Below are 14,689 nucleotides of genomic sequence, written 5' to 3' on the forward strand. Positions count from 1 at the left end.
GTATTCCCGTCGATGCCTGGACATCCGAACGGCGTACGCTGAAACCATGTCCACGATCTCCGAGCGCGAGCTCGCCGCGACCCTCGACCACGCCATCCTCAAGCCCGAGCTGACCCGCGAGCAGGTCGACGCCGAGCTCGACATCGCCGCCGAATGGCGGGTCTTCTCGGTGTGCGTGCGCCCCTCCGACATCGCGCACGCCGTCGCGCGACTCGACGGCACCGGCGTCGCCGTCGGCACGGTCATCGGCTTCCCGCACGGCACGACGTCCACGGCGGCGAAGGTCGCCGAGGTCCGTCAGGCCGCCGCCGACGGTGCCTCCGAGTTCGACATGGTCGTCAACATCGCCGCGCTGCGTTCGGGCTTCGACGACGTCGTCGTCGACGACATCCGTGCCGTGGTCGAGGCAGCCGAGGGCAAGATCGTCAAGGTGATCCTCGAGACCAGCCTGCTCGACGACGAGCAGATCGCCCGCGGCAGCCGCCTGACCGAGGCCGGCGGAGCCGACTTCGTCAAGACCTCGACCGGCTTCGCCGGGGGCGGCGCCACCGTGCCCCACGTCCGCCTGATGCGCGAGAACGTCGGCGAGGCCGTTCAGGTCAAGGCCTCCGGCGGCGTGCGCAGCTTCGCCGACGCGGTCGCCATGCTCGACGCGGGCGCCACGCGCCTCGGCACGAGCGGCAGCGCGACGATCCTCGGCGAGGCGCGCCGGCTCGAGGCCGGCGGCGAGGCCACCGGCGCCGTCGACGAGTCGTCGTACTGACCACGCGGGCCGCGGCCCGCTCCGGTGCGCGAGGCGCCGGCCTCAGGCGAGGGCCTCGCGCACCCGGACGACGTCGTCGTCCATCTGCTCGATGAGCGCCGGAATGCCCGCGAAGGCCACCATCCCGCGGATGCGGGCCGTGAAACGGACCTCGACGCGGTGACCGTAGAGGTCGAGGTCGGTCTCGTCGAGCACATAGGCCTCGACCTGCCGCTGCGGGACGTCGTCGAACGTGGGGTTCGTGCCCACCGAGATCGCCGCCGGATAACGGATGACGCTTGCCGGCAGCATCCCGTCGGCACCGGGCATCCCGAGGTCGATGAGCCATCCGGCGTACACGCCATCGGCCGGGATGAACCCCGCGGCATCGGTCGCGAGGTTCGCGGTCGGGTATCCGAGCTCGCGCCCGCGCTTGAGTCCGTGCACGACCTCGGCCTCGACCGCGTGAGGGCGGCCGAGCAGGCGGGCGGCCCCCGCGACGTCGCCGGCCGCGAGCAGATCGCGCACCCAGGTCGATGAGACGCGCCGTCCGGCGTCGCGGGCACGGACGTCCGTGACGACGTCGACGTCGAACCCGTGCTCGCGCCCGAGTGCGGCGAGTACCTCGGGATCACCCTCGCCGCCGCGACCGAACCGGAAGTCGTCGCCGACGAGGACCCCGACGGCGCCGAGCGCGCGAACGAGGATGCTCTCGACGAAGTCGCGTGCCGAGAGCGCGGCGAGCTCCGCGTCGAATCGCAGCACGAGGACGGCATCCACCCCCGCCGCCGCGAGGAGGCCGATCTTCTGATCGAGCGCGACGAGCGGCTCGGGGCACAGCTCCGGACGCAGCAGGCTCAGCGGGTTGCGGTCGAAGGTGACCGCGACGACGCGCGCGCCGCGCGCGGCGGCATCGACCCGGGCCCGGTCGATGACCGCCCGGTGCCCCGAGTGCACGCCGTCGAACTTGCCGATGGCCACGACGCTCGGGCCGAAGTCTGCGGGAACCTCGGCGGGGTCTCGATAGACGGTCACCATGACGATCCCTCCAGGACGGCCGGACGCTCGCGGCTGTCCTCAGCGCCGTTGCGGTGCGACACGAGCCACCAGATGCCCACGAACGGCAGGGCGAGCGGAACCCAGAAGTAGCCGAAGCCGTAGCCCGACCAGACGGTCGCGTCGTGCGAGAACAGGTCGGGAAGCACGAGGCTGAGCGTGCCGACGACGAGGACACCCACCAGCTCGAAGCAGATCGCGACCCACGCGATCGCGTACCAGGTGCGCGACCCGGACTTCACCAGTGCGACGGTGGCGAGCACGTACACGAGGGCCGCGGCCGCCGACAGCGAGTACGCCAGCGGTGCGTTCGAGAAGTCCTCCACGATCTGGACGAACGAGCGTCCCGTCGCGGCGAGCGCCATGACGGCGTACACGACCACCAGAACGCGGCCGATGCCGGTCATTCGAGGGCGGGGATGATCCATGACCTCACCAATGATAGGTGGCACGCGGGCGGCTTCAGACGACCTGAACCGTCCAGATCACCTGCATCCGCCAGACCATGATCGCGACCGACAGTGCGGCCACCCCGAGGATGACGGTGCTCCAGCGACTGCGTTCGACGAGCGCCCAGAACACGGCAGCGGGCGGCAGCAGCACGGCGGAGACGAGATACACCCAGAACTCCAGGAGACTCCCCGACGGGGCGTTCCCCGCGAGCGGCGCGATGATCGCGACGACGACCTGCGCGATCAGGAGCACCTCGACGAGAGCGAGCGACCCGACCGAGAGATCGCTCGGGCGGCGGTTGGCGAGGCCGAGGACGGTGCAGAGCAGGCCCGCGGCGACCGCCACCGCCACCTGCACGATGGTGAAGACCGTGATCATGCGTCCTCCGCCATGTTCATGAGGCTCTTGACGTCGGCACCGCGACGCTCGACGATGCCGACGAGTCGTCCGTTGGGATCGATGGCCGCCGGATGCGGCGCCGACAGGCGCGCCGCCGCTCCGAGGAGTCGCTTGCCGTGGCGCAGGTCGCGCGCCTCCTCGGCGCTCACGTCGAAGGCGCCGAGCACCGCGGCCGCGACATCCGCGTCGCGCAGCAGCTGCGTGTCGGGGGCGATCTCGGTCGCGGCATCCGAGACCGCGAACGGTCCGATGCGGGTGCGGCGCAGGGCCGTGAGGTGTCCCCCGACGCCGAGGTCGGCACCGAGATCGCGAGCCAGCGCCCGGATGTACGTGCCGCTCGTGCAGTCGACGACGACATCGACGTCGACGGCGCGGGATGGTCCCCCCTCGGCGGCGCCGGGGTCGGCCTCGAGCGCGACCTCGCGCACGTCGCGCACGTCGAAGCGCGAGACGGTGACGCGACGTGGCTTCAGCTCGACTTCTTCGCCCGCGCGCGCGAGGTCGTACGCCCGCTTGCCGCCGACCTTGATCGCCGACACCCGGCTGGGCACCTGGTCGATCTCGCCGGTGAGCGCCGCGATGCCGCGATCGATGCCGCCGCGGTCGACCGCGGCGAGTGCCTCGTTCGTCGCATGGTCCGTCACGGTGCCGTCTGCGTCGTCGGAATCGGTCGAGACGCCGAGGCGAATGGTCGCCTCGTACGTCTTGTCGAGCCCCACGATGTAGGTCAGCAGGCGAGTCGCCGGCCCCACACCGAGGACGAGCAACCCCGTCGCCATCGGGTCCAGCGTTCCGGCATGACCGATCTTGCGGGTGCCGAGGGCTCGGCGGGCACGGGCGACGACGTCATGACTGGTCATCCCGCCCGCCTTGTCGACGAGCAGGATGCCGCGGAGCGCGGTTTCGGGCATGCCTCCCAGCCTACGGCGGCACCCCGCCGGCCCCGGACGCGGTCAGTCCAGCGCCAGCTCCACGGTCGCGAAGGAATGCGGCGGCATCGTCACGACGAGCTCACCGCCCTCGAAGGCGGTCGTGAGGGGCCGCGGCTCGACACGGTCGGGCACGTCGGCGTCGTTGTACGTCGTCGCGCTGTCCGCCCCCAGCACACGGGCACGCGTGACGCGCGCGCCGCGGCCGCGGAGGTCGATGCGCACCTCGCACTCGTCGTCCGTCGAGAGGTGGGTGAGCGAGATGAGCGCCGCCCCCTCCTTCGTCGAGGCCGACATCGACACCAGCGGCAGCTCTCCCCCGCGCGCCGTCGTCGCGGGCGCGTCGAGCACGTGGGCGGCGAGCGCACGGGCGTCCTGGTGCCCCTTGTTCATCTCGAACACGTGATACGTCGGGGTGAGGACGAGCTTGTCACCGTCGGTGAGGATCATCGCCTGCAAGACATTCACCGTCTGGGCGATGTTGGCCATCGAGATGCGCCGCGCGTAGCGGTGGAAGATATCGAAATGGATGCCGGCGACGAGGGCGTCGCGAATCGTGTTCTGCTGGAACAGGAACCCCGGGTTGGTCCCCTTCTCGGCGTTCCACCACGTGCCCCACTCGTCGCAGACGAGGCTCACCCGGTTCTCGGGGTCGTACGAGTCCATGACCGCGACGTGTCCGCGGACGACGCGCTCGAAGTCGCGAGCGTACGCCATCGTGTCGTAGAACTGCTCGTCGGTGAACGTCGTCGCGTCCTCGCGATTGATGCCCGATCCGGTGTGCGTGTAGTAGTGGAACGAGATCGCCTGGTACGGATGCTTGTCGTACAGGTTCGCGGCGTGCGACTCGACGAGTGTCTTCACGAGCACCCGCGTCCACTCGAAGTCATCCTCGTTGGCGCCGGCAGCGATGAGCGTCAGCCGGTTCTCGCCGTGATCATGGCAATAGGTCGCGTACCGCCGTGCTTCTTCCGCGTAGAACTCGGGAGACAGGTTGCCGCCGCACCCCCAGGGCTCGTTGCCGATGCCCCAGAACGGCACACGCCACGGCTCGTCGCGACCGTTCTCACGGCGCAGCCGCGCCATCGGGCTGTCGTCGTCACGCGTGAGGTATTCGACCCACTCCGACATCTCCTGCACCGTGCCACTGCCGACGTTGCCGTTGACGTACGCCTCGGTACCGAGCAGGTCGCACAGATCCATGAACTCGTGGGTTCCGAAGTGGTTGCTCTCGACGACGTCGCCCCAGTTCGTGTTCGCGATCTTCGGACGCTGCTCGCGCGGACCGATCCCGTCGCGCCAGTGATACGTGTCGGCGAAGCATCCGCCGGGCCAGCGCAGGTTCGGGATGTCGAGCGCGCGGAGGGCATCGACGATGTCGGTGCGGATGCCGCGGATATTGGGGATCGACGAATTCTCGCCGACCCAGAAGCCGTCGTAGATGCAGCGCCCGAGGTGCTCGGCGAAGTGCCCGTAGATGTGTCGGCTGATGCGATCGCCGACGACGTCGAGGTCGATGACCGCACGTGCGGACGAGGTCATGTGGTTCTCCAGTGCTCGTGCTCGGTGAGCGGGACCAGCGGAGGACGCTCCGCGGTCGTGGTCAGGGTGATGCGGCGGCCCTCTCGCGCCGACCGGGTGAGAGCGCTCATGATCTCCAGGACGTGCAGGGCGACCTCGCCGCTCGCACGCCCCGCGCCGGCGCCGCCGCGCACGACGTCGAGAACCCCAATGCCGCGGCCCGCGCCTCGGTAGCCGGCGCGCGGTGCGATCGCGGTCCACTCCGCTGCCCGCGGCCGGCGCATGGTCACCTCGCCGTCGAAGAAGTTGGGGTCGGGCAGGGTCAGCGAAGCGCTCTCGCCGTGCACCTCGATCGGTGCGGCATGGGTCGCGGCGGCGTCGAAGCTGAAAGTCACCGTCGACAGGGCACCGCCGGCGTGCTCGAGCACGCCGGTGACATGCGTGTCGATCTCGACGGGGATGCGCTCCCCCGCGCGCGGACCGGAACCGATCGTGCGCTCGTCGCGGGACCGCGATGACGCGCCCGATACGCGCACGACGGGCCCCAGCAGATGGAACAGGGCCGTGAGGTAGTAGGGCCCCATGTCGTAGAGCGGTCCGCCGCCTTCGCGATAGTAGAAGTCGGGATGCGGGTGCCAGGCCTCGTGTCCCGACGACAGCCACGTCGCGACCGCCGCGACCGGCCGGCCGATCTCACCGGCGTCGACGACCGCGCGCGCGGTCTGCACCCCCGACCCCAGCACGGTGTCGGGAGCCCCGCCGACCCAGGCACCGTTCGCGCCGGCCATGACCCCGAGCGCCTCGTCGAAGGTCGCGGCCAGCGGCTTCTCGCCGTAGACGTTCTTGCCCGCGGCGAGTGCGGCGCGCGCGACCTCGCCGTGGGCGGCGGGGATCGTCAGGTTCACCACGGTCTGCACCGCCGGGTCGGCGACGAGCTCGGCGACCGACAGCGCCCGCGCCCCCGGGAACCGCTCGGCGACCGACCGGGCGCGGTCGGCGTCGAGGTCGGCCGTCGCCGCGATACGGACGGCGGGGTGTTCGCCCAGCGTCTCCAGATACTGGCCCGAGATGACCCCGAGGCCGACTACACCGATGCCGTGCGGCTCGCCCACAGCATCCCCCTCTCGATAATGGTGCGGACGTTGACGTCGCGCAGGACGACGAGACTGTGCCCCGGCGTCGCGACGAAGATGCGCCCCTGTCCCCACTCGCGCGTCCAGACGGCGGGCGAGGTGATGGGGCGGTGCCACGGGTGGTACGGCTGCACGGGGTGCGTCGTCGTCGCGAGAACGTCGTTGAGGTCGTCGCAGAGCACCCAGTACTGCTCCGTGCGCAGCGTGAAGTCCTCGAGACCGGCCATGATCTGCGACCGGCGCCCCGCGTCGGTGAGGTCGACGGTGTAGCAGAGGTAGTTATCGGTCTCGTCGCCGACCCGGGCATCGGGGTGCTTCGCGGGATGCGTCGCGAACTGCCCGCCGATGAGCTGCAGGTAGTCGGAGTTGTCGCGGTACGAGTCGGCGATGCCGCCGTGCCAGCCCGCGAGTCCTGTTCCACGCTCGACCGCGTCGCGGAGGCCCGCGAAGGCCTCGCGCGAGATCTTCGACATCGTCACCGATTGCACGATCAGATCGGTGCGCTCCATCGTCTCCCGGTCGGTGTAGACCTCGTTGTCCTCTTCGATGCGGACCTCGAAGCCGTTCTCCTCGAGGAACGGGACGAAGAGGTTGGTGGCCTCGACGGGCTTGTGCCCCTCCCAGCCGCCTCGGACGATGAGCGCCTGTCTCGCGGTCATGAGCTGACCCCTTCCACTCGGATGCTTCTGCTGTCGGATGCCGCGCTCTCCTCGACCGCCGCGAGCACGCGCTGCACCCCGGCGGCCTCGGCGAACGACGGATGCGCGTCGATCTCACCGGCGACGGCGCGGACGAAGTCGACGCTCTGATGCGTGAACAGGTGCTCGTAGCCGAGCCCGTGCCCCGCTGGCCACCAGGCTCCCGCGTAGGGGTGCTCGGGCTCGGTCGCGTCGATGCGCCGGAAGCCCTGCTCGCCGGCGGGGAGTGTCGCGTCGGCGAAGAGCAGGTCGTTGAGGTGCGAGAAGTCGAAGGCGACCGCCCCGCGGTCGCCGCTGATCTCGATGCGGTTGGCGTTGCGGTGGCCCGTGGCCATGCGCGTCGCCTCGAAGACGCCGAGAGCGCCGTCGGAGAAGGATGCCGTGAACGCCGCGGCGTCGTCGACGGTGACGCGCTCGGCCCCGGCCCCGGCTCCGGCCCGGCCGCCGAGCCCGACGCGCTCGTCGAGGACGGGACGCTCGTCGACGAAGGTGCGGAGCGTGCCCGAGACGCTCGTGATGCGCGATCCCGTGAGCCATTGGGCCGCATCGATGCTGTGCGCTCCGATGTCGCCGAGAGCGCCCGATCCCGCGCGGTCACGATCGAGGCGCCACGTGAACGGAGCCTCCGGATCGGTGAGCCAGTCCTGCAGGTACTGGGCGCGGACGTGCCGGATGCGGCCGACGCGGCCCTCCTCGATCAGGCGCCGCGCCAGAGCGAGGGCGGGCGTGCGGCGGTAGCTGAACCCGCACATCGCGACGACGCCGCGGGATGCCGCCGCGGCGGCGGCATCCGTCATCCGGTCGGCGTCGGCGACGTCATTGGCCAGCGGCTTCTCGCACAGGACGTGACGGCCGGCGTCGAGGGCGGCGAGCGCGATCTCGGCGTGGGTGTCGCCGGGGGTGCAGATGTCGACGGCGTCGATGTCGTCGCGTGCGATGACGGCGCGCCAGTCGTCGCTCGACTCGGCGATGCCGAACCGCGACGCGGCATCGGACGCACGCTGCGCATCGCTGCCCGCGAGCACGACGACCTCGGGCTCGAACGGCAGATCGAAGAAGCGCGGAGCAGTGCGCCAGGCGTGCGCGTGCATCCGTCCCATGAACCCGGTTCCGATGATCGCGATGCGCAATCGTCTCGACATCCTCGTCTCCCTCCGCACCGGTGCGTGTGATCGCGGACCACGATGTCACAGCCTCTCGACGCGGCCGTCGCGCTTTGCGCAAAATAGGCGCATGCCGTCTCACCGACCGAGTCTCACCGACGTCGCCGCGGCCGCCGGGGTCAGCGTCGCGACAGTCTCACGCGCGCTCCGCGGGCGCGGCGAGCTGTCGCCCGAGACCCGCACACGCGTGCTGCATACGGCCGAAAGGCTCGGGTACACGCGGGGCGGAACACCGCGAGGCCGGCCTCGCGGCGGTACGTCCCGCATCTTCGATCTGGTTCTGGGGCACTTCCACGATCCCTACACCGACGAGGTCGTCGCGGGAGCCCACACCGCTGCATCGCGCCTGAGCTACGACCTTGTCCTCACCGCCGAGCGCGACGATCCGGGCGACGACTGGCCCGCTCGCATCCGCTCGCGGGGATCGGCAGGGGTCGTGCTCGGCCTCATCCTGCCCACGGCCGCTCAACTGGAGATCGTGCAGAGCGCGGGCATCCCCGTCGTCCTGCTCGAGCCGCCGTCGGGGACCACCCAGCGCGTGCCGAGCGTGCGGAACACCGATCACGCGGGCGGCTCGGCGGCGGCGGAGCACTTGCTCGCGCAGGGCGCGCGGCGCTTCATCGTCATCGGCGGCGCTCCGTCCTACCGGTACGGCCGCGCGCGGATCGAGGGCTTCCTCTCGACGCTCGACGAGACGGCACCGGCCGCGCCCCGCATCCTGACGACGGCGGACTGGGGCGCGGCGGACGCGCGGCGGGCGTGCGCCGCAGCGCTCGACGACCTCGGCGGCGAAGGCCCCATCGGACTCTTCGCCTGCTCCGACGAGATGGCCGCGGGCGCCTACCGGGCGATCGCCGAGGCCGGGCTCGCGGTGGGGCGCCACGTTCTCGTCGTGGGATACGACGACGTGCGTGGTGCGCGGTGGCTGCATCCCCCGCTCACCACGATCCGCCAGCCCATCCGCGAGATGGCCGCGGCAGCGGTCGGCCTCCTCGCGCAGATGGCGGGCGGCGCCCAGCTCGCCGACGAGGTGGTCGAGCTGCCCACGGTCCTCGTCGCCCGCGGCTCGACCGGCCGCCCCCGGTGACGACCGCCGCGACGGCTCAGGATGACGCGACGACCGGGAAGTACACGGCGTAGCGCTCGTCGACGATCTCGTTCAGCGGCACGAATCGGATGCCGGCCGAGTTCCCGACACTGCGGTATCGCGTGAGCCACTGCGACCACTGCCTCTCATCGTCGGCGGCCAGCAGCGTCGCCGGGTCGGAGCTGTCGCCCACGAGCGGCGTCTCACGGTCGACGAGGCCCGCGAGAACGACGGCGCCCTCGACGAAGGCGACGGTCTCGGGCTCGTCGGGAATCGGCACCGTTCGCAGTTCGAATCCGAAACCCAACTCGACCTCGGTGCGCCCGCCGGGGTGATCGAGCTCCACGAAGCTCCCGCGACGCACCACCGCGAGGTCCGACCGAACGTGCACCTCGCCCATGGTCCAGGCCGGCACGCGCATCCGGACGCGGCCCCCGACGCTCGCCGGCGACTCGATCACGACCGACACCCGCAGCGCGTGCGGCCGATGCGCCGGGCCACCGGGGCCCGCGTTCGCGTCCGGACCGACGTAGAGCGCGTCGTCGAGGGTGCGCACCTCGACAACGAGGCGGCCCGCCGCGGTCTGCGCATCGGCGCGGACGGGGATGTACTGCGCGACGGTGACGGCGTCGTCGTCCGCGTAGACCGCGAGCGAAGAGTGCCGCGTGTGCGCCTGCACCACCGTGCCGTGGCAGCACCAGAAGTCTTCGGTGGGCGATCCCCATTCCTTGCGCGAACCGCTCTGCAGGGGCAGGAAGTAGCTCACCATCCCGGTGCCGGGATGCTGCTGCGCCAGGATGCCGTTCACCAGATTCGCCTCGATGTAGTCGAGGTACGACGCCTCCCCGGTCCACCGGTAGAGCACGTCCGCCAGCCGGATCATGTTGTACACGGCGCAGTGCTCCTGCGTCTTCGTGCCCCGCCGCGCGGCGAAGGCGAACGGCGGCGTCCAGATCTCACCCGAGGTCTGTCCGCCCGTGCAGAAGGTCCCGCGTCGCGTGACGGCCCAGTCCCAGTACGCCTCGACGACGCGTCGCCAGCGTTCCTCTCCGGTGACCTCGAAGGCGCGGGCAGCGCCCAGCACCTCGGGGATCGTGGTGTTGGCGTGCATGTTGGTCAGCATGTCCTCCCCCGCCAGCAGACCGTCGAAGAGCGACCGGTGGTCGTACCGGTCGAGGAGCTCGCGATACATGTGGTCGCCGGTGGCGTCGAGGAGGTCTGCCCACGCCTCGAGCATGCCGCCCGTCTCGACCTCGAGGATGGCCTGGAACTCCTCGGGCTCGAATCCCCGCGCCCATTCCGCGAGCACCCCGGCCGCCCGGTGGGCGATGCGCAGAGCTCGCTGGTCGCCGAGGTCTCGGTAGACGTCGACCAGACCCATGAGGGTCTTATGGATGTTGTACTGCGGCGCCCACACCTCGCGCCCCTCGGCGAGGCGGCGCAGGAATGTCTGCGGAATGCCGAACACCCAGCCGTCCCCGGCATCCTGGCACGCCTCGAGCTCATCGAGGACGACCGCGAGCTTGCCCCGCAGCACGGGGTCTCCGGTGACGGCGACCTCGCGCGCGGCAGCCGACATCCAGTGCCCGACGAAGTGGCCCCGCAGAAGCGCGCCCGGTGTCTCCCAGCCCCAATGGCGCCCCCAGCCGCTCTCGACCCCCGGGGTGGCCGACGGCTTCAGGTGCCATCCCTGGTCACCGATTCCCGCCTCGATGCGGTGGTTCTGCACGAGAGCGCGTTCGTCGAGCGACGCGAGGTACTCGCGGTTGACGCGGCGACGGCGATCGTAGGTGCCTGCGAGCAAGCGGGCGGCACCGGGCGCGAGAGCGGATGCGGTCATGGTTGTGCCATCTCCTTCGATGTGCTGAGATCGATCTCTGACTGTACCGCCCGAGCGATGCCAGCAGAATAGGAGCATGGATTCCATGCGCGTGATCCACCTCAGTGCCGAGGGAGTCTCCGTCGTCATCGCGACGACGAACGACGGGATGCCGGAGATCGTCCATTGGGGCGCGGCCGTGACGTCGGCAGAAACCGATCTCCTCACGTTCGTCGAAGCCGAGAACAGAACCGGGATGGTCGGTGATTCCGATGTTCCCTACCGCGCGAGCATGCTTCCCGAGCACAGCCGCGGGTGGTTCGGAGCACCAGGGCTGTCGGCGCATCGCGGCGGCTCGGGGTGGGCGCCCCGCTTCGCCCTGCGCTCTCTCGCCCTCGACGGCGAGGAGGTCGGAGCGGGGGTGACGTACGCGTACGGGGGCCGCGTCAGCGCCGTGCTCCACGACGCGTACGCCGAGATCGAGCTCGGACTAGAGATCGATCTCACGTCAGATGGGCTCATTCGCGCCCGCGCCCGAGTCCGAAACACGGCCGACGCCGACATGGCAGCGGTGCCGCTCGAGATCCACGCCCTGGCTGTCGCCCTTCCGATACCGACGTGGGCGCAGGAGGTGCTCGACTTCACCGGCCGGTGGGGACACGAGCGCATTCCGCAGCGGCATCCGATCGTCCGCGGCGATCATTCGCGCATCTCGCGCCGAGGCCGCACCGGCTTGGACGCGACGCTGGTCCAGGCGGTCGGGACCCCGGGCTTCTCGGCGAGCACCGGCGAGGTGTGGATCGGACACGTCGGGTTCAGCGGCAACCACGAGCACACGATCGAGCGGACCGACGGGCGCCTCCACTTCCGGGGCGGTGAGTCGTTGCTCCCCGGCGAGATCCGGTTGGCGCCCGGCGAGGAGTACTCCGGGCCGTGGGTGTTCGGCAGCTACGGATGCGGACTCGACGGCGCCGCGGCGCGCTTCCACTCCTACCTGCGTGAGCGCTCTCGTTCGTCCCGCCGCCCCCGCCCCGTGACGATGAACGTCTGGGAGGCGGTGTACTTCGACCACGAGCACCGGGTGCTCGTCGACCTGGCGGCCCGCGCCGCCGAGCTCGGCGTCGAGCGCTACGTCCTCGACGACGGCTGGTTCCGCGGGCGCAACGACGACCGTGCGGGGCTCGGCGACTGGACGCCCGACCCGGTCGCGTGGCCCGCCGGCCTCCGCCCCCTGGCCGACGAGGTCCGCGCTCTCGGTATGGAGTTCGGGCTCTGGGTCGAGCCGGAGATGATCAACGAGGACTCGGACCTCGCCCGTGAGCACCCCGAGTGGATCCTCCGCGCGGGACCCGAGCTTCCTCCGCGCTACCGGTTCCAGCAGGTGCTCGACCTCACGCAGCCGGGCGCCTTCGACCACATCCTCGCGGCCCTCGACGGGCTCATCGACGATATCGGCGTGAGCTACCTCAAGTGGGACCACAACCGTGACCTCATCGCGGCCGGGCACCCCCGTTCGGGCACCCCCGCCGTCCACGAGCAGACCCTCGCGGTGTACCGCCTCATCGACGAGCTCCGCCGTCGCCACCCCGACCTCGAGATCGAGAGTTGCGCCTCCGGCGGCGGGCGGGTCGACCTCGGCATCCTCGAGCGCACCGACCGGATCCATCCGTCCGACAGCCACGATCCACACGATCGCTTCGGCATCCTGAGGTGGACGGGGCTGCTGGTGCCCCCGGAGATGATGGGGTCGCACGTCGCCTCCCCCGTCTCGAGCGTCACGGGCCGCATACACGATCTGCAGTTCCGGTGCGCCGTCGCATTCCTCGGGCACTTCGGCATCGAATGGGACATCCGCGACCTCGACGCCACCGACCGGCGCATCCTCAGCGACTGGATCGCGCGCTACCGTCGGCACCGCGAGCTCATCGCGACGGGGCGCACCATCGGTGCGGGTGAGCTCGACGCCACATCTCCGCAGGTGCGTGGCGTGGTCGCCGCCGACCGTTCGGAGGCGCTCTTCACGATCGTCACTCCGACGACCTCGCCCGACACGATCGCCCGCGTGCGGTTCCCCGGCCTGGCCGCCGACCGCAGCTACCGGGTGTCGGTGAGCGGCTCGGACTCGTTCGGACCGCCGTGGCAGGTTCCGGCGTGGCTCCGGGAGAGCCCCGATCTCGGCGGTGACGGCGACGGCGAGCGCGAGGGCCGCGGTCCGGTGATCGCGGGGGCCGTGCTCGCACGCGTCGGGCTGGACTTCCCCACGTTCCACCCCGACCGCGCGGCGGTCGTTCACCTCGCGGCGGTGGTGGGCTCGTGATCGGCGAGCGCCGGGCTGCCGCATCCCGTCCCCCCATGGGGTGGAACAGCTGGGATTGCTTCGGGTCGTCCGTGACGGAGGCCGAGGTGCTCGCGAACGCGGAGTACGCCGCCGAACACCTACTCGCGTTCGGGTGGGACACGATCGTCGTCGACATCCAGTGGTACGAACCCGATCCGGGTGCGCACGACTATCGAGAGGTCTCTCGTCCGCTGCTCGACGCCTGGGGACGGCCCCTCCCCGCGCCCGGGCGCTTCCCCTCCGCTGCAGGCGGCAGCTTCCGGCCGCTCGCCGACCGCGTCCACGAACTCGGCCTGCGCTTCGGGGTCCACCTCATGCGCGGCGTCCCGCGCGCCGCCGCGGATGCGGGACTGCCCGTCTCGGGCCACCCCGACGCGACGTGCGACTCGATCGCTGATCGTGCGAACGTCTGCGCGTGGAACCCCGACAACTACGGCGTCGACATGACCGCGCCCGGCGCGCAGGAGTACTACGACTCGGTCATGGCACAGCTGGCCGCCTGGGAAGTCGACTTCGTGAAGCTCGACGATGTGCTCTACCCGCCTGTCGAGACGGCGGAGATCGCGGCGATCTCGCGCGCGATCGACCGCTCGGGACGCCCCATGGTCCTGAGCCTCTCGCCCGGCAAGCGACTGTCGCTCGCGCACCTCGACGCCCTCCGCGAGCACGGCCAGATGTGGCGGATCTCGGACGACTTCTGGGACGACTGGAGCCAGGTGGTCGAACAGTTCCAACGCGCAGCCCGCTGGGCGCCGTTCCAGATGCGCGGAGCGTGGGCGGATGCCGACATGCTCCCCTTCGGCCGCATCGGTGTGCGCGGACACGTCGGCGAAGACCGGCTCAGCCGCTTGTCGGTCGAGGAACAGCGCACCGTCATGACGCTGTGGAGCATGATGCGCTCACCGCTCATGATGGGCGGTCACCTGCCCGACACCCCGCCCGAGACGCTCGCGCTGCTGCGCAATCGCGGGGTCCTGGCGCTCCGTGACGGCGAGGAGTCGCGCGAGATCGTCCGCGACGGACACCTCGTCATCTGGAGCGCGCGTGTGGGGGCTCGGGCGTATCGTGCGGTGTTCTGGCTCGGCGATGACGAGCAGGAAGTCGTCGTCCACCTCGCCGATCTCGGGCTCGCGGGCACGGGGACGGCCGGTGCGTGTACGGACGTGTGGCATGGGAAGAGCGTCGAGATTGCCGACGGACGCGTCATGCTGACCGTGCCGGCTCACGGCACGCGTCTGCTCGTCTTCGACTGACACTCGGGATGCGCGGCCCCGCCCGACAGGCGAGCCGGCGCAAAGGGCTGTCATCTCGCCGCCGACACGACCATTCACGTCGGGTCGGCGTCGGGTCG

The 14,689-nt window shown here is 70.8% G+C and carries 13 protein-coding genes; 4 read left to right on the forward strand and 9 right to left on the reverse strand.

The window, feature by feature from the left end; all coding sequences use genetic code 11:
* Positions 1–46: 46 nt before the first annotated feature.
* Positions 47–763 carry a deoxyribose-phosphate aldolase gene (deoC, locus tag C1N74_RS11155; RefSeq protein WP_023955085.1) on the forward strand — a complete coding sequence of 239 codons (717 nt, stop codon included), beginning with the start codon at positions 47–49 and terminating at the stop codon, positions 761–763.
* 42 nt (positions 764–805) lie between these two features.
* Here deoC and C1N74_RS11160 read toward each other — a convergent pair whose 3' ends face one another.
* Genes C1N74_RS11160 through C1N74_RS11195 form a run of 8 tightly spaced genes read right to left on the reverse strand, consistent with a single transcriptional unit; the run spans position 806 to position 8,073 of the window.
* Positions 806–1,777, reverse strand: a complete 972-nt coding sequence (locus C1N74_RS11160) for a bifunctional riboflavin kinase/FAD synthetase (protein ID WP_064955106.1) — start codon at positions 1,775–1,777, stop codon at positions 806–808.
* Positions 1,774–2,205 carry a hypothetical protein gene (locus C1N74_RS11165; protein ID WP_023955089.1) on the reverse strand — a complete coding sequence of 144 codons (432 nt, stop codon included), beginning with the start codon at positions 2,203–2,205 and terminating at the stop codon, positions 1,774–1,776. Before C1N74_RS11165 ends, C1N74_RS11160 begins: the two co-directional genes overlap by 4 nt.
* Before the next feature lie 55 nt (positions 2,206–2,260).
* The gene (locus C1N74_RS11170) at positions 2,261–2,629 is read right to left on the reverse strand and encodes a hypothetical protein (RefSeq protein WP_023955091.1); all 369 of its coding nucleotides are present in this window, start codon (positions 2,627–2,629) and stop codon (positions 2,261–2,263) included.
* Positions 2,626–3,561: a tRNA pseudouridine(55) synthase TruB gene (gene truB / locus C1N74_RS11175; protein WP_137750542.1), complete on the reverse strand. Its 936-nt coding sequence runs from the start codon at positions 3,559–3,561 to the stop codon at positions 2,626–2,628. The genes C1N74_RS11170 and truB overlap by 4 nt, the downstream gene beginning before the upstream one ends.
* A gap of 42 nt (positions 3,562–3,603) precedes the next feature.
* On the reverse strand, positions 3,604–5,121 hold the full coding sequence (locus tag C1N74_RS11180) for an alpha-N-arabinofuranosidase (RefSeq protein WP_023955095.1): 1,518 nt from the start codon (positions 5,119–5,121) through the stop codon (positions 3,604–3,606).
* Positions 5,118–6,212 carry a Gfo/Idh/MocA family protein gene (locus tag C1N74_RS11185; RefSeq protein ID WP_023955097.1) on the reverse strand — a complete coding sequence of 365 codons (1,095 nt, stop codon included), beginning with the start codon at positions 6,210–6,212 and terminating at the stop codon, positions 5,118–5,120. Before C1N74_RS11185 ends, C1N74_RS11180 begins: the two co-directional genes overlap by 4 nt.
* Positions 6,185–6,892 carry a ThuA domain-containing protein gene (locus tag C1N74_RS11190; protein WP_023955099.1) on the reverse strand — a complete coding sequence of 236 codons (708 nt, stop codon included), beginning with the start codon at positions 6,890–6,892 and terminating at the stop codon, positions 6,185–6,187. The genes C1N74_RS11185 and C1N74_RS11190 overlap by 28 nt, the downstream gene beginning before the upstream one ends.
* Entirely contained in the window at positions 6,889–8,073 is a 1,185-nt protein-coding gene (locus tag C1N74_RS11195) for a Gfo/Idh/MocA family protein (protein WP_064955077.1), read from the reverse strand. The genes C1N74_RS11190 and C1N74_RS11195 overlap by 4 nt, the downstream gene beginning before the upstream one ends.
* Before the next feature lie 91 nt (positions 8,074–8,164).
* On the opposite strand from C1N74_RS11195, the gene C1N74_RS11200 reads away from it, so the two are divergent.
* A complete protein-coding gene (locus C1N74_RS11200) occupies positions 8,165–9,181 on the forward strand; it encodes a LacI family DNA-binding transcriptional regulator (protein WP_137750543.1) in 1,017 nt (338 codons plus the stop codon).
* A gap of 16 nt (positions 9,182–9,197) precedes the next feature.
* On the opposite strand, the gene C1N74_RS11205 is transcribed toward C1N74_RS11200, so the two are convergent.
* Positions 9,198–11,021 carry a beta-L-arabinofuranosidase domain-containing protein gene (locus tag C1N74_RS11205; protein WP_181405519.1) on the reverse strand — a complete coding sequence of 608 codons (1,824 nt, stop codon included), beginning with the start codon at positions 11,019–11,021 and terminating at the stop codon, positions 9,198–9,200.
* Positions 11,022–11,097: 76 nt separating this feature from the next.
* Between C1N74_RS11205 and C1N74_RS11210 the strand changes: the two genes are divergently transcribed.
* Positions 11,098–13,317, forward strand: a complete 2,220-nt coding sequence (locus C1N74_RS11210; protein ID WP_137750545.1) for an alpha-galactosidase — start codon at positions 11,098–11,100, stop codon at positions 13,315–13,317.
* 35 nt (positions 13,318–13,352) lie between these two features.
* Entirely contained in the window at positions 13,353–14,591 is a 1,239-nt protein-coding gene (locus C1N74_RS11215; RefSeq protein ID WP_137750546.1) for a glycoside hydrolase family 27 protein, read from the forward strand.
* Positions 14,592–14,689 lie beyond the last annotated feature (98 nt).

The sequence above is a fragment of the Microbacterium sp. SGAir0570 genome (assembly GCF_005491085.2).
Lineage (GTDB): Bacteria > Actinomycetota > Actinomycetes > Actinomycetales > Microbacteriaceae > Microbacterium > Microbacterium arborescens.